Annotated in this window: 28 protein-coding genes and 1 pseudogene; 13 read left to right on the forward strand and 16 right to left on the reverse strand. The window is 43.0% G+C overall.

Translation table 11 applies throughout. The features are described 5' to 3' along the window. The 3 genes from NG792_RS19300 to NG792_RS19310 all read right to left on the reverse strand — a co-directional run. A partial coding sequence (locus NG792_RS19300; RefSeq protein ID WP_261236469.1) for a hypothetical protein occupies positions 1-284 on the reverse strand: 284 nt, incomplete at its 3' end. Positions 285-393: 109 nt separating this feature from the next. Then, positions 394-639, reverse strand: a complete 246-nt coding sequence (locus NG792_RS19305; protein WP_261236470.1) for a hypothetical protein — start codon at positions 637-639, stop codon at positions 394-396. 384 nt (positions 640-1,023) lie between these two features. Then, a complete protein-coding gene (locus tag NG792_RS19310; protein WP_261236471.1) occupies positions 1,024-2,229 on the reverse strand; it encodes a CyaA/EF/ExoY family adenylyl cyclase toxin in 1,206 nt (401 codons plus the stop codon). A 67-nt stretch (positions 2,230-2,296) separates the two neighbouring features. On the opposite strand from NG792_RS19310, the gene NG792_RS19315 reads away from it, so the two are divergent. Next, positions 2,297-2,530: a hypothetical protein gene (locus NG792_RS19315; RefSeq protein ID WP_261236472.1), complete on the forward strand. Its 234-nt coding sequence runs from the start codon at positions 2,297-2,299 to the stop codon at positions 2,528-2,530. Positions 2,531-2,542: 12 nt separating this feature from the next. Here the strand turns inward: NG792_RS19315 and NG792_RS19320 are convergent, their stop codons facing one another. From NG792_RS19320 to NG792_RS19340, 5 genes are all read right to left on the reverse strand, one after another. Next, the gene (locus NG792_RS19320) at positions 2,543-3,313 is read right to left on the reverse strand and encodes a C39 family peptidase (RefSeq protein WP_261236473.1); all 771 of its coding nucleotides are present in this window, start codon (positions 3,311-3,313) and stop codon (positions 2,543-2,545) included. A gap of 18 nt (positions 3,314-3,331) precedes the next feature. Further along, the gene (locus NG792_RS19325) at positions 3,332-4,108 is read right to left on the reverse strand and encodes a glycoside hydrolase family 19 protein (RefSeq protein ID WP_261236474.1); all 777 of its coding nucleotides are present in this window, start codon (positions 4,106-4,108) and stop codon (positions 3,332-3,334) included. Between the two features lie 146 nt (positions 4,109-4,254). After that, positions 4,255-4,983, reverse strand: coding sequence for a hypothetical protein (locus NG792_RS19330; RefSeq protein ID WP_261236475.1), 729 nt, complete (start codon positions 4,981-4,983; stop codon positions 4,255-4,257). 48 nt (positions 4,984-5,031) lie between these two features. After that, complete coding sequence (locus NG792_RS19335) at positions 5,032-5,280, reverse strand: hypothetical protein (protein ID WP_261236476.1); 249 nt, start codon at positions 5,278-5,280, stop codon at positions 5,032-5,034. 550 nt (positions 5,281-5,830) lie between these two features. Next, on the reverse strand, positions 5,831-6,478 hold the full coding sequence (locus NG792_RS19340; protein WP_261236477.1) for an RNA polymerase sigma factor: 648 nt from the start codon (positions 6,476-6,478) through the stop codon (positions 5,831-5,833). A gap of 1,019 nt (positions 6,479-7,497) precedes the next feature. Between NG792_RS19340 and NG792_RS19345 the strand changes: the two genes are divergently transcribed. Then, positions 7,498-8,610 (forward strand): response regulator, encoded by a 1,113-nt coding sequence (locus NG792_RS19345; RefSeq protein WP_261236478.1) that lies wholly within the window; start codon positions 7,498-7,500, stop codon positions 8,608-8,610. Positions 8,611-8,769: 159 nt separating this feature from the next. Here NG792_RS19345 and NG792_RS19350 read toward each other — a convergent pair whose 3' ends face one another. The 4 genes from NG792_RS19350 to NG792_RS19365 form a co-directional block, all read right to left on the reverse strand. Next, the gene (locus NG792_RS19350) at positions 8,770-9,021 is read right to left on the reverse strand and encodes a hypothetical protein (RefSeq protein WP_261236479.1); all 252 of its coding nucleotides are present in this window, start codon (positions 9,019-9,021) and stop codon (positions 8,770-8,772) included. After that, the gene (locus NG792_RS19355) at positions 8,993-9,169 is read right to left on the reverse strand and encodes a hypothetical protein (RefSeq protein ID WP_261236480.1); all 177 of its coding nucleotides are present in this window, start codon (positions 9,167-9,169) and stop codon (positions 8,993-8,995) included. Before NG792_RS19355 ends, NG792_RS19350 begins: the two co-directional genes overlap by 29 nt. Positions 9,170-9,224: 55 nt before the next feature. After that, complete coding sequence (locus NG792_RS19360; protein ID WP_261236481.1) at positions 9,225-9,392, reverse strand: hypothetical protein; 168 nt, start codon at positions 9,390-9,392, stop codon at positions 9,225-9,227. Positions 9,393-9,720: 328 nt separating this feature from the next. Beyond that, positions 9,721-10,716: a glycosyltransferase gene (locus tag NG792_RS19365; RefSeq protein ID WP_261236500.1), complete on the reverse strand. Its 996-nt coding sequence runs from the start codon at positions 10,714-10,716 to the stop codon at positions 9,721-9,723. A 216-nt stretch (positions 10,717-10,932) separates the two neighbouring features. On the opposite strand from NG792_RS19365, the gene NG792_RS19370 reads away from it, so the two are divergent. Continuing rightward, the gene (locus tag NG792_RS19370; protein WP_261236482.1) at positions 10,933-11,118 is read left to right on the forward strand and encodes a hypothetical protein; all 186 of its coding nucleotides are present in this window, start codon (positions 10,933-10,935) and stop codon (positions 11,116-11,118) included. A gap of 11 nt (positions 11,119-11,129) precedes the next feature. Here NG792_RS19370 and NG792_RS19375 read toward each other — a convergent pair. Both NG792_RS19375 and NG792_RS19380 read right to left on the reverse strand, forming a co-directional pair. Then, a pseudogene (locus NG792_RS19375) lies at positions 11,130-12,349 on the reverse strand (ISAs1 family transposase). A 258-nt stretch (positions 12,350-12,607) separates the two neighbouring features. After that, on the reverse strand, positions 12,608-15,412 hold the full coding sequence (locus NG792_RS19380) for an AMP-binding protein (RefSeq protein ID WP_261236483.1): 2,805 nt from the start codon (positions 15,410-15,412) through the stop codon (positions 12,608-12,610). Positions 15,413-15,500: 88 nt separating this feature from the next. Here NG792_RS19380 and NG792_RS19385 point away from each other — a divergent pair, with 88 nt between their 5' ends. The 5 genes from NG792_RS19385 to NG792_RS19405 all read left to right on the forward strand — a co-directional run bounded on the left by NG792_RS19385 (position 15,501) and on the right by NG792_RS19405 (position 17,293). After that, positions 15,501-15,923: a putative toxin-antitoxin system toxin component, PIN family gene (locus NG792_RS19385; protein ID WP_261199011.1), complete on the forward strand. Its 423-nt coding sequence runs from the start codon at positions 15,501-15,503 to the stop codon at positions 15,921-15,923. A 4-nt stretch (positions 15,924-15,927) separates the two neighbouring features. Beyond that, on the forward strand, positions 15,928-16,146 hold the full coding sequence (locus NG792_RS19390; protein WP_261199010.1) for a toxin-antitoxin system HicB family antitoxin: 219 nt from the start codon (positions 15,928-15,930) through the stop codon (positions 16,144-16,146). A 242-nt stretch (positions 16,147-16,388) separates the two neighbouring features. Beyond that, the gene (locus NG792_RS19395) at positions 16,389-16,601 is read left to right on the forward strand and encodes a helix-turn-helix domain-containing protein (protein ID WP_261236484.1); all 213 of its coding nucleotides are present in this window, start codon (positions 16,389-16,391) and stop codon (positions 16,599-16,601) included. Between the two features lie 58 nt (positions 16,602-16,659). Beyond that, on the forward strand, positions 16,660-16,884 hold the full coding sequence (locus tag NG792_RS19400) for a hypothetical protein (protein ID WP_261236485.1): 225 nt from the start codon (positions 16,660-16,662) through the stop codon (positions 16,882-16,884). After that, positions 16,874-17,293 carry a putative toxin-antitoxin system toxin component, PIN family gene (locus NG792_RS19405; RefSeq protein ID WP_261236486.1) on the forward strand — a complete coding sequence of 140 codons (420 nt, stop codon included), beginning with the start codon at positions 16,874-16,876 and terminating at the stop codon, positions 17,291-17,293. The genes NG792_RS19400 and NG792_RS19405 overlap by 11 nt, the downstream gene beginning before the upstream one ends. Before the next feature lie 23 nt (positions 17,294-17,316). On the opposite strand, the gene NG792_RS19410 is transcribed toward NG792_RS19405, so the two are convergent. Continuing rightward, positions 17,317-18,600 (reverse strand): tetratricopeptide repeat-containing sulfotransferase family protein, encoded by a 1,284-nt coding sequence (locus NG792_RS19410; RefSeq protein WP_261236487.1) that lies wholly within the window; start codon positions 18,598-18,600, stop codon positions 17,317-17,319. A gap of 103 nt (positions 18,601-18,703) precedes the next feature. Between NG792_RS19410 and NG792_RS19415 the strand changes: the two genes are divergently transcribed. Both NG792_RS19415 and NG792_RS19420 read left to right on the forward strand, forming a co-directional pair. Continuing rightward, a complete protein-coding gene (locus NG792_RS19415; protein WP_015163289.1) occupies positions 18,704-18,979 on the forward strand; it encodes a DUF2281 domain-containing protein in 276 nt (91 codons plus the stop codon). Further along, the gene (locus NG792_RS19420) at positions 18,966-19,409 is read left to right on the forward strand and encodes a type II toxin-antitoxin system VapC family toxin (RefSeq protein WP_261236488.1); all 444 of its coding nucleotides are present in this window, start codon (positions 18,966-18,968) and stop codon (positions 19,407-19,409) included. Before NG792_RS19415 ends, NG792_RS19420 begins: the two co-directional genes overlap by 14 nt. A gap of 47 nt (positions 19,410-19,456) precedes the next feature. Here the strand turns inward: NG792_RS19420 and NG792_RS19425 are convergent, their stop codons facing one another. Further along, positions 19,457-19,642: a hypothetical protein gene (locus NG792_RS19425; protein ID WP_261236489.1), complete on the reverse strand. Its 186-nt coding sequence runs from the start codon at positions 19,640-19,642 to the stop codon at positions 19,457-19,459. Between the two features lie 243 nt (positions 19,643-19,885). Between NG792_RS19425 and NG792_RS19430 the strand changes: the two genes are divergently transcribed. The 3 genes from NG792_RS19430 to NG792_RS19440 form a co-directional block, all read left to right on the forward strand. Continuing rightward, positions 19,886-20,938 (forward strand): hypothetical protein, encoded by a 1,053-nt coding sequence (locus tag NG792_RS19430; RefSeq protein WP_261236490.1) that lies wholly within the window; start codon positions 19,886-19,888, stop codon positions 20,936-20,938. A gap of 416 nt (positions 20,939-21,354) precedes the next feature. Next, on the forward strand, positions 21,355-22,377 hold the full coding sequence (locus tag NG792_RS19435) for an IS4 family transposase (protein WP_261236491.1): 1,023 nt from the start codon (positions 21,355-21,357) through the stop codon (positions 22,375-22,377). Between the two features lie 1,091 nt (positions 22,378-23,468). Next, positions 23,469-24,969 (forward strand): UbiA family prenyltransferase (locus NG792_RS19440; protein WP_261236492.1); only part of this gene is annotated, 1,501 nt, incomplete at its 3' end.

Raw genomic sequence — 24,969 nt, forward strand, 5'->3', positions numbered from 1 at the left:
CTCGTTTCCGGTAGAGTAATTTTGTTCTCGAAGTTAACGCCATCAGCGCTAGAAATCAGGTTGAGAGAATGACTTTCGTCTGTCCCCGTCCAAGCCAAATAAAGGCGCTCGCCAAATTCAACTAAAGCGGGTGCAGCACAACTCGTTTCCGGTAGAGTAATTTTGTTCTCGAAGTTGACTCCATTGGTCGTAGAAAAAAGGTTGAGAGACTTTTCCTCATTCCTATCCGTCCAAGCTAGGTAAAGACCTGTAGCGATTTCGCATTTTGATGCCTGAAGAGACATAATTCAATCCTCACTTAAAAAGTACGCTCGTTTTAAAAATCTATGTTTAGGGCGGATTGTTTCCGCCCAGCAGTCACCAGACCAATCCTGAAATCAATTAGCTCTACATCTAGATCGCACCGCAGCGTTGTTTGAGAAGCTTTAGTGCATCTACTACTTTAGGCAATTTTTTTTCTTCGGCGATTTTAATTTGTTCATCGCATAAGTTTTTAGCCTTTTGAATCAACTTTGAGTTGGTGGGTTCTTTCTCTAGCTTGTCAATGGCTTTCATAAGTTTTGGACTGACCACCATTTGACCTTCGCTAGACTGAATTGCTTCAGCATATTGTTTTTTCGCCTCTGTGTCGAAAACCATAGTGATAAACCTCTTGAGTGGAAGATTGGCTGTAAGTTTCAACTTTATCGGGAAAAATGGAAGGCTATTTACGCTCTTGAATGGCTTTTGACATTTTCAATATCTACAACTAATCTAGAAATTTATTTATTCAGATGGTTGTATTCACTTGCCTTTTTCTCTTTCTTAATTATAAGACGAGCCTATGGTAAAAATGTGAAGTATTTTTACAAAATAGAGTGTATTTTGTACTAAATGATAAAAGAAAATAAAGTTTATTCTATATAAACTTTATTTTTGGAGGATAACCCTCAAGACATAGCTTTTTGTTCGTAAAGGTAAAAATATTCAACAGTTTTTTGCCTTAAATTTTGCTTAAAAAAAGCGAAATTTAAGGCAAAAAAATTACTCAAACCATTTATTGGCAATTTCCGAATTTAGTTCCTTCAGCCATCCTTTGTTCATCATCACAAAGAAATTGCTCTTGCGGCAAGCAATGACAAATTCCTGCATTTTTTCAATGTTGTCCAGCACAAAAATATTTCCTGTCTCTAAAAAGTTATCCGGAACAAATGCCACCACAGGTAGCTCAACTTCCTGCACAAATGGACGACCGGCTTCATCGCTGTGAAAAAGCCGATTGGGTTTAACTGTTGTTGATGTTGATTGAGCCATTAACGAATTGAGCATTTGGGCGATAGTATGTACGCGATCAGAGATATTTCCCAAAAGCTTATCTTCATGTTCAACGATGTAGCTATCGGACATATTGGGGTTCATCCCTGCCTTGCGCTTATCTTCCATAGAAGCATACTTCGGCCACACCGCAAATAAGTCATAATCTCCCGTAATAGCATTCTTGTACTCACTAGATCCAGAGTAAGGAGGATGAGGGTTAACTATGGCTAAAACCGGGTCGTAATATTTGCCGGAGATGGAGATACCAGGGTGCAGAGAATGTTGAGCAATAACATGAGTAAAATGATGCTGATATTCTTTATCCTCATAGTCGCTTGGCTTATCGAGTTTGCTTTGCACCTTGTTTTTAAATAGAGGCTCTAACTGTGTAGGAGAAGGTGAATCCGTTTGCGAGGGAAGGCCGTAAGCAGCCGCACGATCGTAATAAATTGTCCACAAGGAGGTATTTTCCTTAACTTCGACTATGGCATAGGGAATATTTAACCCATCTTTGGTAGAAGTTCCGGTATAAATACCTTGGGTCGGCTTTCCGCTGATATAGTTGTTTTTAATGAGCCAATGCAGGCGTTCGCTAGAAATCTTTATCGGGGTCACTGACGCCGTTTTATTTTCGTATTTTTCTGCCAAGGATTTGAAGTGAGCCTGGAGATTACTAGCGGCTCCTTCAATTCCATTTTTATTCATTAACGGATCTAAACACACAAATCCCGCCATCGGCCCCCAGTTGCAAGATTTGCCTTTGATATGAAAGCCTTTGCCATCATAACCTTCTGCTAAAAGTCCTTCGCAAGCAACACCGGGAGTACGGGTTAAGATCGCGCAGTTTTCGCCTTTAGCAACATCCTTGAATGCTTGTGCGTGTTGTTCTGGAAAACCTTCGGCTTTGAGTTGGGTTATTTTTACGGGTTTCATTGACCTTTTGACCTTGAATTATTGCAGAAAATAAAAATAGGCAGTTTTCCGAAACATTAGAAGTAAGATGATTCTATTCTTTAGCATTCAGAAAACTACCACAATAAAGACGCAAACCAAGTTAATTTGTGAAGGGCGAGCGATGGAGCGGGCTTACCTGTATAGTTGGGCGGAAATTAGTTTTCAAGAAAATGCGATCGCATTGGCCGGGAAAATCTGCGATCGCTGCCTGTACTGTAAATTAAGAAATAATCTGCGACGCAATAACAAATACAACCCGATGCGATGCCGATTCAATTGAGAAAATCAAGGGCTACGACGGAAAAAACCTTCCCCATCCGCTACCTGGACCATCTACTGTCCACCGACGGCTCATTTCCTGCTTGCGGTAAACCGCATTTTTACCATTTTCTACAGGACCTTGGTAGCCATCGTTGAGGGAACCGTAAGGGTCATTTACAATAAAATCGCCGTTTTCCGTGCGACCGCATACTACTATGATGTGACCGCCACAAGCAGCGTCCAGAGTGCCGTGGTGCAAAATAGCGATGACTGCTGGACGGCCAGCTTCTAACTCTTTGTACACATCCTCAAAACTTAAATTTTCATACCAGGTGCTTTTCAAGCCGAAATATTTGAGCGCTTTGGTTTGAACGTCGTGATCCGGACTATCGCCATATTGAAAGACGACTTCTAGGTATTTATCATCTCCTTTCGCTCCTGGCAAAGTGCCAGGTTTAAAAAACTCCAAACACATCGCACAGGATGAAGAGTTGCAAGTTCTACCCGGATCGCGATAGTTATCTGTTTGTGGAAACCAAGGAACCGGCAGTAAAATTTTTTGGGTTTTTTCGGGTGCGTTTGGGTCGAACAGTTCGACGTGACCACCAAAAACAAACCAAGTATTTTTGCCGTTAAAAGATTGCTTGAGAAACGCCACTTTAATATGGCTGTCTGACTTGGAACAAGACTGTATGTCGTAGACTGTGCCTGCTTTTACCATCACCCTCTTATCGTCCGGTAATTGGTTAGCTGGTTCAGGAGTGTCTTTGAGATAGGTGTTTTGAATAAATTTGATTTTCATGGATAAGGCTCCTTCTACTTACTGGATAAATTTACAAGCTTGTTGATAATAATATTCGCGGTCTTCTAGTCCGTTGTAACCTCCATTCACTCGTCGGGTAACTTCTGCGACCGTTGCCCCGCGATCACATAATTGATTCATGTTATTATTTTTCCACCAAAATCCAGCACTGGTAAATGGATAATTTTTTGCAACATAATCGCAACCTCCCATAATTCGCGGATCGCCAATCTCATTACAAAAATCCTGATAGTTACTTCGACCTGTTAGTTGGAGAGCGCCACTACCTTTATATTTTGGTCCATCACCAGAACAGACATTACCCAAGTCGCTGCGTCCCTCATAATCCCACCCATCAGCAAGTTCTTTCAACCATTTCAAGCCGCCAGACTCGTGAGCGAGCTGACTGATAAAATGCCTCATCCTTGCCGGTGTGCTAATTTGATACTTCTCTAGGCAAGCATTCAAATCTTTAAGTTCTTCATCGTAGATGGAATTTGCAAAAATTGCTTGGGCTTGGGCTTTTGTGATTAGTGTTTTACCTCCGCTCAATCCATCCCAATCTTGATTCACCACATAGAAGGTTCCGCTATTGGCAGCAAGAGTGACTTTGCTGTATCCGTTTTCACCGGGTTCTATTTTTTCTACTCCGTAGGTTTTTCCAGGGGCAACTGCCAAAATTTCATGGGGTTGAAGTTGAGAATCTTTGACCGGTTTTTTTTTAAGTTGCGTTTGAACCTTAGCGGTGATAGTTTTCATGGGTTTCTTTGAACGCATAGTTGATTGAGCTTTCACTGATAAAGACGGTAACCACCCATTAATTGTGAATTCATCTTGAACTCTCTTGTGCTAAAGAATGGCTTACTGAAACAGCGCCATAAAATCACTCCACTGGAACTATAATTTTTTCGGGTCTCTGCTCGCAACTAAGAAATTTGCCTTTACTCTTTTTCAACAATAGTAGATTTCCTTTTGTAGCTTTTTCTTCTCCGAGTTGCTGATTGAGGTTTTTCTGCTTTGGTTTCAGGTTCATCAGCTTCGTCAACCCTTTCGTTTAAGTCCGTTACAGTAAGTCGGTCTTCTTCATCAGCTTCGTCAACCCTCTCGTTTAAGTCCGTTACAGCTAGTCGGTCTTCTTCATCAGCTTCGTCAACCCTCTCGTTTAAGTCCGTTACAGCTAGTCGGTCTTCTTCGTCAACCCTCTCGTTTAAGTCTGTTACAGTAAGTCGATTTTCTTCCTCCTCAATATTGGTTTTTTCTCTTTCTTCAGCATTTTTATTTAAAGCCGTTACCGTAGCCGATAAAAAACCCAATAATGCCCCTAGTACCACATTAAAAGATTGAGAAGCTAAATTATTAACGGCATTCATATTTTTTACTTCTAAATCCAATAATTCTGTTAGTATTGCCAACTGCTCTGGTGTTCTGACTGCTTCAATTTTTTTCAAATTTTCTTCGCGACTAGCCCATCCGTTATTGTAAAGAAATGTTACACTTCCTGTAACGATTAACAAAAAAGCATACATGGATAAGACGGTGTACCAAAGGAAACCACCTGTTTTATTGTCAGGTTTGTTGTTTTTTCTTAAATTAATCTGCAAACGATGCCCCACGGTCAGGGCTTCGCTATCATCTCTAGATGAGTTAGGCATTGAATTTTCCATTTTCATCAATTAACTCTTGTTGGACGCCTTGATTAATTTGAAAGACTTTAGCGACTAGGGTTTGGGATTATTTTTTATTTTTCCACTGATTGTAGTTACCAAAAATGATAATAGTGCTCCAAGGGTTACGTTAAAGGATTGAGCAGCTATATTTTGAACATTTTGTAATCCTTGTATATCTTCTTTAAGAAGCTTTTGAACCGCCTTAAATTTCTCTTTATTCTCGTAAGTTTTTGTTATTTTTGCCATATTGTCCGGATTCGTAGCATATTCATTACCATGAAAAAATGTAATAAATCCCATAATTATTATCAAACTTATGTAAGTAAAAAATACAAAATACCACGTAGAGTTTAGTTTGGGAGATTTCATAATTACAATCCTATTTGAGTTTTACACTTAAAAATTTAGAGTTTTCAATTAACGAGTTGCAATAATCAATAACAACTATTATAAAATTTTTGTAAAATCAACTAACTATAAAAGCGTTTTTATTTAATCTGTTTTTGTCAAGCCATAGTTTTTACATCTGCATTAATCAAAACATAGCTACAAAATCTTTTTCAAATCTATTAAACTATAAATTTATAACTATTATAAATTTATAGTTTAACCACATTAAAGTAGCAGACTGAAAAAATTAAAAATGTTTTTCATGGGGAAATACCAATAATAACTGTAACCAATCAAAGCGGTAGATATAGAGGAGGTAAGAGGAGAAAGAAGTAACTCACTCGCTACATCCTCTGCTACATCTATAAGAGGGGGAAGTTGTTTTCAGTTTCCAGCTTCTCTATCGGATTCTAGAGCCACTGCTTTTTGCGAGACAGACATTTCAAGACCCACCCTATCGTCACAAGCAACTGCCGATCTCATTCTCTACTTCCCCGGATCGTGGCAAAGTTTCCCCCACAAAGGCTTCTGGCAAAGCAGTTTTTCTAGATTTCTTCCGTTTTGGGGACTGGAGAACTTTACTATGCGTCTGCGGCAGATACTCATTCAACTGCTTTCGCAGAATTGCGCGTGCCTGGGAGATGCGCTTGCGGACATTATCATAGGAAATACCGAGCCTTACGGCAATTTCTCGATAGGACAACTCTTCATCTAAGTATAAAATAAAAGGCTGGCGCAGCCGAAGGGGTAATGCTCCAATAGCACCGCGAATCGTGTCCGCTAGTTCCTGCTGCATGAGAGTCTGATCGGGTGTATGGTATTGGGTCGCCAGTCTCTCATCTTCTGTTGCGTTAATTGTTTCCAGATTTTCAACACTCCTTACTCCTCGGTTCCGCTGTCGCAGGATATCTACACAGAGGTTATGAGTGAGTTGGGTCAACCACGCTTTAACATTGCTAATGGTACTGGCGTAATCTCGGATTTTCTCCCAGGCTTTTAGCATGGCCTGACTGAGTGCATCTTCAGCATCAGCTAGGTTGCCATTCATCAATTTCAGACAGCAACGGTAAAGATCGTTGCGATATTTGTACCACAGCTGCCAAAACAATGAATCTATATCTTCTGGGTGATAGTGGCTAGATATTCTAAGAAAACTAGAGTCTCGCTGGGGGTAAAAATCAAAACTCATTTGCTCGACTGGCTACCAAAGTTCAAAAAGATGGGAACATAAAACATAAAACTTTCATCCAAAAAACTCAGCACTATTGCCTGGGTGTAAACGCCATAAGCCATGTCTTCTGGAAAGTCTGCGCTTGGCGAGCGCCAACAGGACAGTTCCTTTACTGCCATCGCCCGTTACCTCAACTGCAGAGAACCCGGAAATCAGCAAGGGAATTTAATTTTCTTTATCGGTTCCTCAATTCAACATTAGGCGACTGGGATAAATTGCATTCCATTTCTTTTTGATGCACCTCTTTCAACCCGAAGGTTTCAGGGTGCTTCGTGATTTGTATTATCATTCCTTTTGCAGAAGCTTGTCAGTCGGGAAAGTCCGAACGATCAAGTCGGAAAAGTCGGATCTAAATCTTAAATTGCTTATTAACAACTTGATATGTCCCAACTAAGGCGAACGATCACCAGAGACAGATCTGCCAGCAAGTCTATACGGTAACCGACCAGCCTGATGGTGAGCGGTTACGCGAATATCGAAGGCACATAGAGCATTGCCACTGCCGGAGTTGTCATTCCCCCAAACCAGTGGTTCAGCCGTTTTCCCATCTTTGCGTTCAAGGGAGTTGACAATTTTTCCAAGGGGAATGCTGCTGCCGAAACGATGATAGTGAAAGCAAATCCGCTCAGCAATCGATCCGGATAGCAGGGCGTTAGTGAGTAGATGTAAGCGACTCCCAAAGGCAATGGTCTCCTGTGGAAGTCAAGAATGATCGCTCCTATCACAGAAGCACACAAGGACAAAAGAGTTACCGACTCTCAACCAGCCCTGCTTTTGACTGTAGGCGATTACGCAATAAAAAGTTTGCGTTGCGACCTTTAATTCCTAAAACTAGAAAAACCACCCGAGGTACTAAAATGCCAAAAGCAAAAATACTGCCCAATGACCTCTAGCCAATGATGACTTTTGAAGAAGCCCTAGAATTTATAGAATCTACCCTAGAGTCCAAAGGGCTCAAACAACTGAATACCTCGGAAAAAGAAATTTTAAAAGCAGCTTGGGAAAACGAAGGCTACAGCAGCATCGCCGACAGCTTGTACTTAAGTGTGGGGCACATTAAAGATGTAGCGGCCTTGTTATGGAAGCGTCTGTCAGAGGTTTATCATCAAAAAATAACCAAAAATAATTTTCGCTATTTCATGGATAATCGAGCAATAAAAGCAGCAAATATATTCCAAAATAACTGCCAAGAACCAACGCGACACAATGATTTATCTACAGTAAATATCTTAATAGTTCAACCCAGAGAGTCAACCCAGGAGAGTTTAGCGGAACGATTAACCGAACGGGGGTACAGAATCAGCACAACACTCGCAGGCGATATGGCCCTTGCAACTGCTCGCCACACTCAGCCCGATCTCATTCTGATAGATATAAAAATGCCAGAACTGGGTGGCTATGAAGTCTACAAAGCCATGCAAACCGCTGAAGATGCCGCTGAAATTCCCGTTATATTCTTAAGTGTTACTGCTGAAACTTTTAATCGAATAAAAGATTTGAAACTGGGATGGGTTGATTATATCAACAAACCATTTAATCTGGAAGAATTAATAGTACGCATAGACAATCAAATCACTATACAACAAAAAAAGCACCTGCTGGAACAGCAAATCCAGCAGCATAAAGAGATAGCAGAAATTCTCTATCAATCTCGCGCCCTGCTGGCGAGTTTACTGAACAGTTCTTTTGACGGAATTGCCGCCATGCAGTCGGTAAGAAATCCTACTACCGCTGAAATCCAAGACTTTCGCTGCCTGGTCGTCAATCTCAGCATGGCAAAAATATTGGGTGAAAAGCGAGACGACCTGACGGGAGCGAGAGCAAAAAAAGTGCTTGCCAAACTTGTTCCTGGATTGTTTGATTCATTGGTGCAGGTGGTTGAAACGGGACAACTCCTTGAGCAAAAGTTTTTGTATGAAATTAATGGGGAACACAAATGGTATTACTTGAAGGCAGTAAAAGTTGGAGATGGCTTTTCCACGATCCTTCGCGAAGTCGCCGAAATCTAGCAGCTAGATTTGAAGTGAACATCCCCATTATTGCCTATAACATGAACTCTAATTTTTTTGTTACATACTTTTGGCAACAGCTACGTTTCTTGGGGTGGTGGGATAGTAGCTTGGGCGGAATCGGACAGCAGATTGGGGAAATTTAACCTAGCCTGTAGTTTATAGCAAAAGTCCAAATAAATTCGCCGTTAGGGTTTGCGATTCTGAGGTGATCACAAAACGGAATGCAAAACCGGGAATGACTCCCCTGATACGACCCTCGGAGATTGCGTACATTATCAAGTGAGCGAATCCACTGGCGAATTCACCCTTGGCAACCGCCTCTGCCACATCAGGGTTTTGAGCGAGATAATAGTCCGGAATCAACAGGGCGATCGCCGAATCATTCCAAAGCGCTCGAATCAATGACATCCCTAACCATCAGCAATTTCAGTTCAGCTTTCAGACTGCCATCAATATTTCGATTCCCGGCAGTTCGACAAACCCGAGCTTGAAAGCGCGATCGCGCTTTCAAACACTCACCCGCAACAGCATCGGTTTTGCGAGATACTGTTGACATCCCAGCCCACCAACGAGAGTGGCAATTCCCTGCCGCCGGTGAGTCGCAGGCATCCCTAAATCCGCCATCCGCCATCGGGAGCCAGCCGGAACCGAACCCGCAACGGATAGTCAAGCAGCAGCCACTCCGCCAAGGCGAACGAGTGCGATCGCCGGGTGGTCAATCCCAACTTTGCTAGGCAAAAACCCACAGCAACGATGGCAGCGGATAAAGGGGTTATCATTCTCCGCAGCGCTGGGGAGCGACAATCGGCAATATGGAATCATCACCGGCGAGGGCGCTTGACAACTGAAACGATTTGGTTGCGGCGATCAGCAGTTTCAACAAAAACGATGCCTATCGAAGATTGTCAAGAATGGCATCAGTGGGTACTGAAAACAGGAACATTGTGGGCGATCGCAACCGGCTCTGTGGCGACGAGGGCCTGTTCATGTGTCAGGCAAGTTGTCCCCAATCGCTCTACTCCAGACAGAGCAAGCACTTCAACAGTGAGTAGAAGCCGGGTGAAAAATTCTTTCCTTATAAATCCAGCAACCTGTACTTACCTTGGCTCAAAGTAAAAAACGGCTCCCCCCAGTCGCCCAACGTATTAACCCCTCCCATTCGGGTAACTGGGTCAGGCGATCGCCATCGAATACCTCTCCCACATCCTGCGAAAATTCAGCAAAACTCTCCACCCAATGCACCACTGTTTCCACCGCCAAATAAGGCGAATAATTCCAAGATTTCTGTAAGAAGTGGACCATTTCCTGTGGATGTCCAGTCCAATATAAATACCATCCAATCCACACTAAAGTATTGTAACGGACTCGCTTTTCTATCAACCGAATTGACATCGGCACCTGTGGCAGGGAGAAAAAATTATCCATAACAGCGGCAAGAGAGTTTGCCTGGGGTAATCCTTTGTACATGGCACTGCCGGGATGCTGACGATAGCAAACCGTTACCTGACGCAACCAAGTTGCTTCGCACCCCATCAATGCCAGACGCAGGACCAAATCGGTATCTTCGGCGGGAGGAAATCGGCGATCAAACCCTCCGGCACGAATTAACCAATCCCGACGAAACATCATCGCACTGGGAAGCACAGGTTTCCAACGCAACCAAGATTCTAAATTGAGTTCCGGGACTTTTTCCCAGGGGGTGACTTCCAGCAGGGGGTTGCCGCAGCGATCGACGCGCCGCCAACCGCTGTGAACGATTCCGAGTTGGGGTTGCGCCGTAAATAAAGCCACTTGGGCGGTTAATTTATTTGGCAAGAAGTAATCGTCGGCGTCGAGAAAGGCGATCAACTCTCCCCGCGCTTCCTGAATGCCGCGATTTCGAGCGACGGAGACGCCGCTGTGGGGTTGGTAGAGGTAGCGCAGGCGATTGAGGTAGGGTTGGAGGCGATCGCGCGTGTCGTCGGTAGACCCATCATCAATGACAATGATTTCTGTATTGAGATAATTTTGAGCTAAAACACTTTCGACAGCAGTAGAAAGGTAATCAGAACAATTATAAGTGGGAATAATCACACTAATTTTAGGAGAAGCAGCCTTTGACATCAGGAAATATTCAGGGTTAAAATATGATTTACCGTTCAGGCCAATCATATTTTAACCCTTTGATGGAGGTTTTAGAGGGTGACAACGGAGGGAAAACCTTGATGGGTTGATTGTTTAAGATAGTAGAGAAGTCGTGACAAAGAGGGAGGCATTTGATGTTACACCTATAAAAAATGTGAAGGCCAACCCATTCGTCTTGTTTATAAAGTCATCCTAATGCAGCAGCGACTGGAAAAGCCCACACTTTTCGAGGACAAACATTCTCGTCTCAAAGCACTGGCTCAATCTCGTGGCATCAGTGTGAATAAACTGATGGAAGAACTCTCGACGCTGGTACTGGCTGAATTTGATGATCGGATGCGCTTTCAAGCCTTGGCAATACAGGGTGATGTGGCAGGGTAAGAGCATCTCAATCAGGCTTGACACAAGGATTTGAGAATAAGCATCATGTACTCCTCGCTCATGGCTGCCCGGTTCCTTTTTTGTCTCAAGCTACGCGATAGGGTCGTTTCACAGGTTGAGGGCATTAAGGGCCATCCGTCTGAGGAGCGCCAAATTTCGAGGGCTATTAAACGCTCGGATCCGGGATTTATCTTCTTCAAAAGTCACATCTAAAACCCAATCTTCTTGATTTTCAATGCTCCAATGTTTCCGAATAATAAAACCATGTTTTTGGGCATCTACGGTTAAAGAAATTAGATAAATTTGGACTTCATGAGAGGTTCCGTTCCACTGTTGATGAAACCGTTCAACTATAACAACTGTCTGGAGTCCCGCCCATTTATCTTGATTATAAAGACCTCCAAATTCTGAAACGGGAATGGCCCACACTCTTCTTTTTTCAATCCGGTTATGCCCTTTTTCTATTTGACGGTAATCCGTCATTTTAACTCCAGTAAATTGGCGACTTGATTGAATTTCAAACCAAGATTTAACTTGATTGTAAAGAGTCGGGGGGTTACTTTTTAAGCAAACTACATAACTATCTTTTTTATGAACAATCTGTTTAATAATCTCCGTTTGAGTCCCCATTGCATCCATTGTAATAATTGCGCCGGTTACGTCGATTAATTCTAATAAGGCTGGAATGGCTGTAATTTCATTGGAATGGCTGTCAACCTTTACTTGGTCTAAGACTAAACGATTTTCATCAGGCCCACGCTGTCACTAAATGTAAATTTTTTTTGCCCTGATTTCGGTCATAAGACCCCCTCAGACTTTTTCCATCTATCGGGATAACTTGGTCAACAACTGAACCGAGGAATTTTTGAACCCATTGAGTTAACTTCTGTTCTAAAATCTTGGGGTCTAGTTTTTCAAAAACTTTACCCCATGTATCATGATGAGGAATGCCATTGGGTAATTCTAAAAATTGTTTGAGCCAGTGCTGTTTACTTATTCCGTAATTTTCTATGTCTTCCCATCCGTTACCTCCAGCTATTATAGATAACAAAGCAATCACTATAATATCTTTAAGTAAGTGGTGTTTAGTGGGGCCAACTCTTGGATCCGGTATATCATCAAAATAATTCAACAAACCCCCTTCTAGTTCTTGCATAGAAATAGGTTGGGGCTGGGGTTTTATGGGTTTTAATTTGGCGGTCCCGACAACGGGTGAAAATCCTTTAGTCATAGAGTATTCATTCCTATTTTCTACTGAGAAAAGAGAGTTATTATAGAATATCTGGGACAAACCGGGCCTCTATAATACTGCACTATCTTTTTACAGTCTGTTGCATTTGATACCAAATTAGATGCGCTTACCCTGGATTAACTGAAGAAGTTCTCTAGGAATTACTGGCGAATGAATCCTAAACCAATTGTGGTTGACACTAATGTTTCTGATGACTGGCAATCGCGATTTATTATCCTTAAAAACCCAAGTTTAATCTCAAATATTAATTGTGACTCCTAGAGAGTTTTTGGAACAGAATAAATGAGGAACTTGTTCTAGACAAGTATTCAATTTTTCTCCCAAAACTTGAAAGTTAAATCCTGCGTGTCTGCCTGGAAATTTAATGATTTCAATTCCCCCAGCGACAAAATCATTCCAGCCCTGGGGCTGCATGGGGTCGAACAAAGTCAAGCCTAAAGCCTGATTTTCTGCTGCGGAGAAATACACGACGCGCCCTGAATAGATTTTCGGACAATGACTGATAATCACTTGCCAGTTAGACTCAGAAACTTTTAGGATATTTTCAATTAAATGGGGACTTAATCCCTGTTTTTGGAGTTTTTCCCGTTGTTGCTCTTTTCCCCAGGATTGCCAACGAGTCCATTGTTGATTTTTTTGCTCTGCGGTGATCAAAGGATTGGGACTATCTAACATTGCTACTAATAATACCTGCTCTCTTCGTTGGGTTAACTGTTGTGCCATTTCTAAGGCAATATTGCCCCCAAGACACCGACCACCTAAGAGATAGGGGCCTTGAGGCTGAACGGTTTGGATTTCTTGAATATAATGTTCTACCATTGGTTGAATTGAAGTATGGGGGGCTTTTTCACCATCGATTCCTACTGCTTGCAAGCCATAAACTGGACGCTGTGGGTCGAGGTAGCGGGCTAAATTGGCAGTCCCTCCCCGACCGCCGATCGCATGGACGCAAAAGAAGGGTCGTTTACTCCCTTCTGGACGGGCGTAAACTAACGAACGAGACCCAACTGTTTGCCAGTATTTCTGAACAATTTGATCGGCAAATTTTTCTAGGGTTTTGGCTTCTGTTAAACTGGCGAGGGGAATTTGTTGACCGAATACTTTTTCGATTTCCGTAACCACAACTGCTCCTTTGAGGGAGTTTCCCCCTAATTCAAAAAAGTTATCTGTTCGGTTGACGGACTCAATCCCTAAAACCTGTTGCCAAATTTGTGCTACCCGTTCCTCTGCCTCGTTTTGGGGTGGGTCGCTGCTTTTTGGAGAGGGTTGGTCAAGCGTCCATGTCACCAGAGTCTCCCAACTGCCGACGAGAAAGGCTTTTCGGCAGGCTTGGCGTTGAATTTTACCGCTAGAGGTTTTGAGAATACTGCCTCGTTTCAGGAGTACCACCCCATAAACCGATAATTCAAACTGTTCGGCTAAGGCACTGCGAATGGCATCTACTATTTCGTTGAGATTGGGGGTTTTACTGGCAACCTCAAAGGCAATTACCAGTTGTTCCACCCCATCAACATCAACGGCAAATGCTGCCCCATAACCGGGACGCAATGCCGGATGACTTTTTTCTGCCACCCATTCAATATCTTGGGGATAGTAGTTTTCACCGCGAACAATGATTAAATCTTTGAGGCGACCCGTCACAAATAATTCCCCATTGTGAATCGCGCCTAAATCCCCCGTTCGCAGAAAAGGCCCTTCTCCCGTATCGTTGAGGTAAGCGTGAAAAGTGTCTTTGGTGACATCGGGCCGTTGCCAGTATCCCCGCGCTACCCCGGCACTGGCGACCCAAATTTCCCCAATTTCATCGGGCTGACAACGGGTTAAGGTGTCAGGATGGACGATCGCCACTTGGCTATTGTCCAACAAACGACCGGAACCCGCTAGTTTTTGTCCGATCGCCGTTTCCACAAAGCGATTTTGGCTCAAGGCTTCCTGAGAAACTGTGCAGCATACGGGACTCGGGGATTTCCGGCTGGTGGTGACTAATAAGGTGGCTTCTGCCAGTCCGTAGGCAGGGGCAAAGGTTTGGGGACGAAACCCCCAAGGCTGAAACCTTTGGCAGAATTGCTCTAGAACTTGGGGATTGATGGGTTCGGCGGCATTTCCGGCGGCTTGCCAATGGCTGAGATCGAGGGTTGCTGGTTCGGGGGTGATGCGCTGCAAACAATAGGCGTAGGCAAAGTTGGGGGCTTGGCTGTGGGTGGCGCGGTAGTGGGAAATGGCTTCTAGCCAGCGTTGCGGGGATTTGATGAAGGCGGTTGGGGACATTAAATAACAGGGCGTGCCGTTGTACAGGGGTTCAAGAATGCCCTCAACTAAGCCGTAGTCGTGAAAATAGGGCATCCAAGTGACGGTGATGCTGTGGGAGTCGTAGCCCCCCGCTTGTTGCAGTTCGGCTAAATGGCTGATGAGGTTATGGTGGTCAAGCATCACGCCTTTGGGGATGGAGGTTGAACCGGAGGTATATTGCAGGTAGGCGAGGGTATGGCCGTCGATTTGGGGGTTTTGCCAGTGGTGGGCAAAGTGCAGGGGAATTTTATCAGTCGCTGTCCAAGGGAGGGTAGCCAGTTGCGGGTGGTTTTGTAGGGTGTAGTGAAGGAAGAGTGAGGGGCTGCCGTTGAGTTGGCTGACAAAGCTTTTGGCTTGAAAGGTGAGGGCGGGGTTTGGGCGAGTGAGTTGGTTGTGGGTGGTTAAGATGAGGGAGGCATTGGCATCAGTGGCGATCGCTTCTAGTCTGGGTAAGGTGCGTTTGAGTCGGGTGGTGTCTGGGGCTGGGGCTGGAATGGCGATGACTCCGGCATAAAGACAACCAAACAGGGCGGCGATCGCATCAAGGCTTTGGGGATAAACTAGGAGAACTCTAGACCCCGGAGAGAGTTGACTTTGTAGGTAGGCGGCGATCGCTTTTGCTTTTTGGTCGAGTTGGCGATAGGTGAGTTGACTGGTGGGGGTTTTGCCGTTTTTGAGGAAAGTGTAGGCAATTTGGTTGGGCTGTTGGTGGGCGCGGGTTTGTAGGAGGTGAATGAGGGTGGAAAAGGTCATGGGTGGGATAAATGTTAATAAAAATCAAGAAATTGAGGGAATGCGATCGCCATCCCCTCAATGATGGCATATATGCTATCATTGGCTCATGTGTAGCAAACTTGTGATTGACACCAACGTTTTTGTCAGTGCCTTGATTAGTCCCGATGGAGTCAGTCGTGCCGTGCTTCGTGCCTGCTTACAAGGCAAGTATCAACCCCTGATGGGAACGGCTTTGTTTTTAGAGTATGAGTCCATTCTGGCAAGGTCAGAAGTCATGGTACGTTGTCCGCTACCGAAAGCAGATGTTGAAGCATTGCTGGCTGCTTTGATGTCAGTGAGTCAATGGGTTCAGATTTATTACTTATGGCGGCCAAACTTGCGGGATGAAGCCGATAATCATTTGATTGAGTTGGCGATCGCAGGCAATGCCGAGGCAATTGTCACCCAGAATGTTAAAGATTTCCAGCAGCGCGAACTCATCTTTCCCCAGCTTTCTATTCTTTCCCCTGAAGCATTGATTACGGAGTAAGTATATGGCAACTTTAACGATTCGTTTACCCGATGAAAAACATTCTCGCCTGAAAGCACTGGCTCAATCTCGTGGCATCAGTGTGAATAAATTAATGGAAGAACTCTCGACGCTTGCACTAGCTGAGTTTGATACTCAGACACGGTTTCAAGCCTTAGCAATGCAGGGAGATGTGGCGCGGGGTTTAGAGATTTTAGATCGGTTAGATACTTTGAATGAGTAGTAATTCTAGTTTTTGAGGAGGTTGTGCAATTGATGGCAACGACTTTGTTATAGTTTATGAAATGGAATATTATATTCGATCCCGATGTTAAATTATGGTTTTATCAACTATAACTATCTTGAACAACTGAAGGAGGAAGAACAATGAAAGACTATACAACCTTATCATCAGAATTAGCCAAACTTTCTCCAGAACGACAGGAACGGATTAAAGCTAGAGCGGATAAAATTTAGCTTGAAGAATTGACTTTCAAGTATCTGCAAGAGAAATTAGGATTGTCTGAAGACGAGTTGGAGCAATATTTTACTGAATCACATCTCGGAAAAGCAAAATTAAAAAGTCGGGAAGGTCTGGAGTTAAATACACTTCAGGAGGTGGTCAGTGCATTAGGGGGAACTCTGGAAATTACGATAAAAATTCCCCAGAAAGAGCCTTTTGTTCTGATCGGCGAATAGTAGGGTGGGCATTGCCCATCCTTTGATTAAGCTATCTGTATTTTACCAAGAAATGGCAATGACATCCAACACTTATCAACTCCCTTTAACATTTGACCAGATATTAATTCTAGTTCAACAACTTCCTCTTGAGGAGCAAATCAAACTCAAACAGGAAATTGATAAACGCATAAACTCCCAAGAAGAAGATTTGCTGACTGTCTTTGATCGCATTGGCAAAAATGCTCAACAAAGAGGATTAACTGAAGAAGTTCTCCAGGAATTACTGGCGGATGAATCCTAAGCTAATTGTGATTGACACCAATGTTTTAATCAGTGCGGTTTTGAGTCCAGAAGGAACGGCACGAAAAGCCTTTAATCGAGTTTATCAGTGCTTTAAAATTGCTCAAAGTGATGAGACGTATCAAGAATTAGTGACTAGGATTTCCAAACGCAAGTTTGATAAATATATTTCGGATGAAGAGCGAGAAGATTTCTTGAGAGTTGTCAAACATTATAATCAATTTATCCAAGTGGAATCTCAGGTTGAGATTTGTCGAGATGTTGATGACAATAAGTTTTTAGAATTGGCGATCAATTCTCAGGCAATGTTTCTGATTACAGGCGATTGCGATTTATTATCCTTAAAAACCCAAGTTGAATCTCAAATATTAATTGTGACTCCTAGAGATTTTTTGGAACAGGAGAAATGACGAATTGGTGGGCAATGCTCACCCTACCAGTTAAATTTTTGTTCTAGATAATCTTCCAGTTGTTCGTTATAGGGTTGGAAATATTGGGTCAGTTGTTGATGTAACACTGGGCTAATGGGGTTGTATTTTCGCTGATTAAGATTGCGATATTCTGGTAAGGGGTGATGTTCCAGTCCTAAAAGGTTGTAAATCTGTTGCAGGGTGGCGGGGGTATTCTGAAATAAATCTTCGCTGCGAAGAACTAGAATCTGTTCTCGGGGAAACTGCTCAAACCATTGAGGAAGATAGCGGATATACTGACTAAAGGTTAAGTGAAGAGCTAAGTTTAGACTGATGTCATTTGGATAAATTGCCGGTTGTTTGAATAAACATTGAAGCCAGCAAACTCCTGTTTCTAAATCCGCATAAATTTGGTCGGCAATGGCATCAACTTTGCCTAAATCAATGTGAGTTACGCCGTCAAGGGTTTGGGCAAAAATCGGGTCGCTGAGGCTTTGGCGCATATAAAAATCTGAAATGGCACGTTTGACTGGATTTCGCAACAGGATAATAATTTTAATTTCTGGAAACCAGTGGCGCAGATATTTGGCGAGGTTGGGTTGAATGATGTATCCGGGGGTGGCTTCTCCGGTTTGGTAAGTTGGATTATCAATGGGTGGAAAATAATCCAGATAATCAGTGAAAGTTTCCCCTTGTTGCCAATGGGTTACGCCAGTGAAGTAGTGCAGTTCTTTGGCGAGGGTGGGCAGAATTTTGGGATGTTGGCTCAGGTAGTGATAAAGGGAGGTTGTGCCGCATTTCCAAACGCCGATGATGAGAAAGTTGGGAGGGTGATTTCGTCGCTGTGTCCAAGCATGGTTAATCAGTTCGGGATAATCAGGCTCTAAAATGGCGCGATAAGACTGATGGAGGATTGTCCGGGCGCGTTGGGCTTGCTTTTGGGTCGCAACATCGCCCCCTCCCAAGTAACGATAGGCGGTGGAAAGCAGTAGCGGGGTAAAACCCCGATTGGGATAGTGATGATAGTTTGGCTTGACAAGATCGACGATGCGCTGGCAAAATTCGAGTAGTCTAGGGGATTCCAGACCCGCAAGGCGTTGAAGGCCAAAGTACAAACGCCAGTGATGCCATTGTGCCTGGGGATTGAGTGCGTGCGCTTGGAGGTAATGTTCCATCGCCTGTGGAATATCCCAGAGGGTCCAGTGGAGACCCGCGATCTGTTCTTGGATTTTTGCGGGTTGAGGGCAGAAGGTTAAGGCTCTTTGGTAGTGGTCGAGGACGGCTTGGGTGTGGGAATGGGTGGGCATTGGTAATCTGGCTGTCAGGTGGCGATCGCGCTGTGGTATTAGTATAGAGGTAAAATCAACGTGGTGTGAGTAGGCTGACTTTACTGAGATTAAGGAAAGAATCATGATTCATATCGAACAAATCCAAAAAGATATTAATGAATTGCCTGAAGAAGCACAATCTTTACTCCTAGATTTTATTGATTTATTAAAAAAGCGCTATTCAACCCCAGAAAAACAAACAATCCACTCAAATCACACTCCCAATCATCAACTGAGTACCCTAGATATTCTGAAAGAATCTGGACTAATTGGCTGTATCAGCGCCGACCCAAATCTTTCTACGAATTACAAATCTGTTCTCCAAGAAGAATTAGATTCTAAATATGATAATTGTTGACACTGGGTTTTGGGTTGCTTTATTCAATGATAAAGACCAATATCACCAAAGCGCACAAGAGACTGTAGCTAAATATGCTTATGAACCTTTGATCACCACTTGGTCTGTTCTCACAGAAACTTCTCATTTACTTTTGCATCGTTCTGCAAATACTTATCAAGGGGTTCAAAAACAGCTTAGGTTAATCAGCCTTTTTCAAAAATATCCCCAAAGGTTTCAGTTATTCAATTTGCAAGAGACTCATTTAAATCGAATTAATTTTTTGATAGAGAAATATCAAAATTTGCCAATGGATTTAGCCGATGCTTCCCTTGTAATTTTGGCAGAGGAATTGGGAGAGGGTCGAATTTTTTCGGTTGATGATCGAGATTTTAATGCCTATCGATGGAAGAATGCAAAGCCTTTTCAGAATTTATTTGATAGGTTGTAGAGAGTGAGGTAGATATTTCCTCACCACCTTGAAAGGGCTGGCAATGTTTACTCTACGACTTTCTGGGGATTGACCGCCTTTGCTCGGAGGTAATGTTCCATCGCCTGGGGCATATCCCAGAGGGTACAGGGTCGTCCCGCGATCCGTTCTTGGATTTTCGCGGGTTGGGGGCAGAAGGTTAAGGCTCTTTGGTAGTGGTCGAGGACGGCTTGGGTGTGGGAATGGGTGGGCATTGGTAATCTGGCTGTCGGTAAGGCTTGACAAATCTTGAGTAATTGGATATTAGCGAAAAGAACGCAAGGTTGCAGGATAACTCTGGGAAAACCGCTCTTGTCAAAAATTTCACAAGTTGGGAAGGGTCATCGTCTTCTAGGTAGAACACAATCAGTCAATAGGTCGCTCCATAATTTATCCCTGGATACTACCTATGGACAAAGTGTAACAGTCAATAAGCTCAATCTAACCCTAGGCAAGTTATGACTACCAACATGAGTCTAAGCAAAGAAATTGCAGATGCTCTTTGCACTATTATTGTTCTCGGATACTCTGCGGATATAAACAGAGTCAGATTTGAATACAACCAGGATGAAGACAAAGCAGAATATGAAAATGTGCAAACAAAATTCAAAAAATTAGGAGTGGAAATAACAGTTGGTAAATCAGAAGAAAAATCACACTTCCCTTTAATTGTAGGGGAGACAGGCTCCGTCGAAATGTTCGGAAACGAACAAGCAAAGGTCGAACTGAGCGAAGTGCATAAATTTGCCAACATCCTCGAAAAAGCTGCTGAAAAAGGTAAAGGAACACAAAAATTTAGTGGGGCTTATGTTGGTGGGTTTGCTGCCATCGGTACAGTAGATATAATCGGAGCCTCAGACCTCAGTTTGTACGAAGGTAAATACAGAACTCAGGACTTGGATAAAGTCCAAAAATCATACCAACAAGCTAAAAAGGTTTCCAACGCGGTAATTGAAGCAATTACTTCATACTTTGGTGGAAAAGTTGGTGCTGTAAAAATAAATGGCATTCAAATCCGTAATTCCTACATGAATGAGAAGGTAACAGCGGATTATAAAAGAGGACATTTGTTCAAAAGCTATCATGGCATGATCAAAGCTATGACAACATTTATGACTGGCTTTAATCGAACTCAAAATTTCTTCTTTGAAATTGCGCTAACCAGTGATACTTCTAAAGTTTCGTCTTGTTTTCCCTGTGCAACATTCATGCGGGTACATAAGAATCCACCTACATCAACTCACCTGGGTCGTGGTGATAACTGGAGTATTCCAGACGGAGCAGATTATTTGAAGAAGCCTTGGGAAAAAAGTATCATTGAATGGTACAATAAGGGCATGAAAATTATAAACCAACACGATTCAAAAACTGAAGTTATCGAGAAGTGGCAAGAGTTCGTAGATACATTTCAACCCAAAATCGAGGATAAAAATATTCCTGAGATTTTTCTAGAATCTTTGACTTTTGAAGGTAGTTTTACTGAGAAAATAAACATGACACTGAAAAAATAAACATGACTCTGTGCATGACTCTGTGATTTTTACTTAATCTAAAACGATCCATATCCATACTTTTTTAAGCAAGTACGAGATTTGGTGTGTTATAATAAAGGGGTAAGTTTAACCTATCCCCTTTATTTTTGTATCTCAAGGATATATAGCTAACCTATCTGAGTAATACATTGGCAAGGTTAAAATTGTGGGGAACGCGATTTCCAAAATACCTTCTAATTCTCAATCCCAGCGATTATTTTTTCCTCTATTTTAAGCTGGCCGTTGTACTAAAAATACCATCAAAGATTAATTGCTTTAGACTCCAAATAAAGTTTCCATCAAAGCAGAAGTGTTGAATGTCAATAAAAAACTGATAAAAATAGCCCCAAGTATGATAAACTAGGGGCTACAAATTTAAATATTTAAGTTGAAGTATGATTATAAATTCATTTCCCAAGATTGTCAAGGGCATCTTGAAAGACCTGCCTAAAAATGATTATCCAGTATTGAACAGCCGTCTATTTGTCGGGTGCTGGCTATCTTATGTAATGGATAACAGTTTAACCAGTATGCGAGATTTATTCAAAAGATTAAACAACACTGGGTTTGACGTAGATATTTCTACATTTTCCAAGGCAAGTTCTCACCGAGATCTAAAACCTTTTCAAAACATTTATCAACAATTGAACCAATTAGTACAAAAGGGGAATCATAAAAAATTACACGATAAATACTCAGTTTGTCCCATAGATTCAACAATCATAACTCTCACCAGCAAATTGTTATGGGTCCTTGAATACCATCAAGTGAAACTTTTCAGTTCCCTCAATCTAGCTACGGGAAGTCCCCAAGATAATTTCATAAATTTTGGATATGATCATGATTACAAGTTTGGTCCCAAAATGATGTCTGGTTTACCCCCAGATGCTGTCGGGGTAATGGATAGGGGATTTGCTGGATTAAATTTTATTGAAGAATTAGTCCAGGAAAATAAATATTTTGTTCTGCGGATAAAAAACAATTGGAAGTTAGAATTTGAGGAGTCATCGAGATTAATTAAAGTGGGGTCATCTCGGGATGCCAAGGCTTATCGAGTCATTAATTTTTGTGATATCGAAACGAAAACTGAGTTTCGCTTAATCACTAATTTACCTCATGAGGGAGGCGCCGCAGTTTCTGACGATGAAATTAGGGATATTTATCGATTACGTTGGGCAGTTGAATTGTTATGGAAATTTTTAAAAATGCATTTAAAACTTGACAAATTAATTACAAAAAATGTCAATGGCATCACCATCCAAATTTATGTAAGTTTAATAGCTTATCTGATTTTACAACTTATATCCATTCCCAAACAATGGGGGCATACGCTATTAGATAAATTCCGCTACTTACAATCTTGTATGTGTCAAAAAATTAGTTATGTTCATTGGTTTGAAGAAATTATGTTTTGTTGATTAATTTAGCCTTTGAAAGCCTAGTGTAGCTTGTAATGTAAAGTTTTGTATCGACATTCAACATTTCTGCCATCAAAGTATTTTTGCTGTGGTTTTTAAAAATGAAAATAGATGTTGTAATCAAAAAATCAATTCAATTTCTCACATCAAACCAGTCGCCAAATGGAGAATTCAAAACAGAAATCCGGCACCAGGATGAAACTGAAAGCCTGTGGCAATTTGATAGCTCTCCCTTTGCTACTGCTCTTATATTAAATTCACTGAGCTTCTTACAGTCAGATCAAAAAGGACAGCAAATCAGAGAGAAAGGAATAAACTTTCTGAGAGAAGAAATTGAAGATTATGGATTGGGGAGATATTGGTCGTCTCGCAACCCAAAGCATAATTTAATTCCCCCCGACCTAGATGATACTTGTTGTATCTCTCAGATTCTAAAATCGAATAATATAGAATTCCCTAATAATCGAGATATTATTCTTAACAATAAAAACCTTAAAGGTCTGTTCTACACTTGGGTACTATCTACTCCTAAGCAAAATAAACTACATTCAAATGAGGACTGGATTATCAATCAAGAGGAGGATATTTGCTGTGTTGTTAATGCAAACACAGTTCTATATTTAGACGCTAACGAAGAATGTCAAAACGCCATTAATTACCTAATAGAAGTCTTTTGCAGCAGTCCAGAGCAGTTCTATAGCCCATTTTACAATCACGTTACGCCGTTCTACTATGCGCTATCTCGAATTATCTACAGCCGCCATAGTCCCCTTGACTCAATAAAAGAAGAATTAATCGAACGGATATTAAGCCTTCAGAAATATGATGGTTCGTTTGGTGATGAGCTTAAAACAGCTTTAGCTGTATGTTCTTTGCTGAATTGTGGCTTTGACGGCGATAACTTAACATTTGCTATTGATTTTTTAATTCAAAACCAACAGCCTGATGGTTCGTGGCGCAGAATTCCTTGGTATGGCGGTCACTCAGATAAAGCTATGTATGGCTCTGCGGAACTCACGACAGGCTTTTGTTTAGAGGCTCTGGTTAGGTACAGAGACTTAAAATTACAGCCAAGTCAACAGCCTAGTGATGTGAACGGTTTTTTCCGTCTTGTCCGATCGCAAGAATGGTGGCTCTACAAAATCGCGCCCCTTCTCACCATTGCCTACGCCGAAACCCTCCTCCTCCAACTCCCCCCCACAACCGCCACCCCCACCACCCTAACCGCCCTCCTTGCCATCGCCTCCGTTGCCGCTTATGGCTACCTCCTCAACGACATCTGCGACATCGAAAGCGACCGAAAAGCCAACAAACCCAACGCCGCCGCCAACCTCCAACCCTGGCAACGCCTCCTCCTCTGCCTCCTCTTCCTGAGCATCAGCTTCGCTGCCCCCCTCCTCACCCACCTCGGCACCATTCCCCTCGCCCTGCTCACCGCCAACTACCTGCTCCCCACCCTCTACTCCGTCCCCCCCCTGCGCCTGAAAGAACGGGGCATCTGGGGCATCCTCAGCGATGCAGCCGGAGCGCACCTCGTCCCTACCCTCTTCGTCGCTGCTACCGTCCTCAGCCACACCCCCGACCCACCCCGCAACGCTCTCATCTTCACCGGAATCGCCGCCGCCCATGCCTTTTTCGTCGGGCTGCGCGGCATTTTGCTGCACCAACTCTGGGATCGCACCAACGATCTCAACTCTGGGACTGCCACCTTTGTCACCCAACAACCACCCAAAACCGTCCAGCGGTGGATCGACCGCTTCGTCTTCCCCATTGAAATCCTCTTACTCAGTGGTGTGGCCCTGCTCCTGTGCCAATCTACCCCCGCATTAACCGCCTTTTTTGCCGTCTATCTGCTCCTCACCGCCGTTAACATCAAAACCGCCCCTCATCCCTTCACCCCGTCCCCGCCCAAAGGTCAAAACATCATCCCCCACGACCTCTATGAAGTCTGGCTTCCCCTTGCCCTGTCCATCACCCTGGCGGTGCAGAATCCCCAATTCCTCATCTTTGTGGCACTCACTGCGATCCTGTTCTACCCGTCGCTTAAAGTCCGCACAATGGAATTGTTTCACGTCATCAAAGCCGGATTCACACCAGTGCCAAACCCCACCCCGTCCACTGTTAAAGCACCCCGTCCCACTGCCACTAATGTCGCTCCGTTAACCCCAGAAATGGAGCAGCAGGTAGAGACTCCCCAGACTACCAATTCAATTCCCAGCGCAGAACAACTCCAAGAACAACTGACCCAAACTCAAACGGAGTTAAGTGCATCTAGCGAACAACTGCACCAAAGTCAAATTGAATTAGAACAACTGAAAATCCAACTCAACCAAACCCAAACCCACCTGGAACAGTCCCGTAGTCAACTGCAACGGGAGTTAAGTGCATCTAACGAACCACTGCACCAAAGTCAAGTTGAATTAGAACAACTGAAAATCCAACTCAACCAAACCCAAACCCACCTGGAACAGTCCCGCAGTCAACTGCAACGGGAGTTAAGTGCATCTAACGAACAACTGCACCAAAGTCAAGTTGAATTAGAACAACTGAAAATCCAACTCAACCAAACCCAAACCCACCTGGAACAGTCCC

The sequence above is a fragment of the Laspinema olomoucense D3b genome (assembly GCF_025370785.1).
Taxonomy (GTDB): Bacteria; Cyanobacteriota; Cyanobacteriia; order Cyanobacteriales; family Laspinemataceae; genus Laspinema; species Laspinema olomoucense.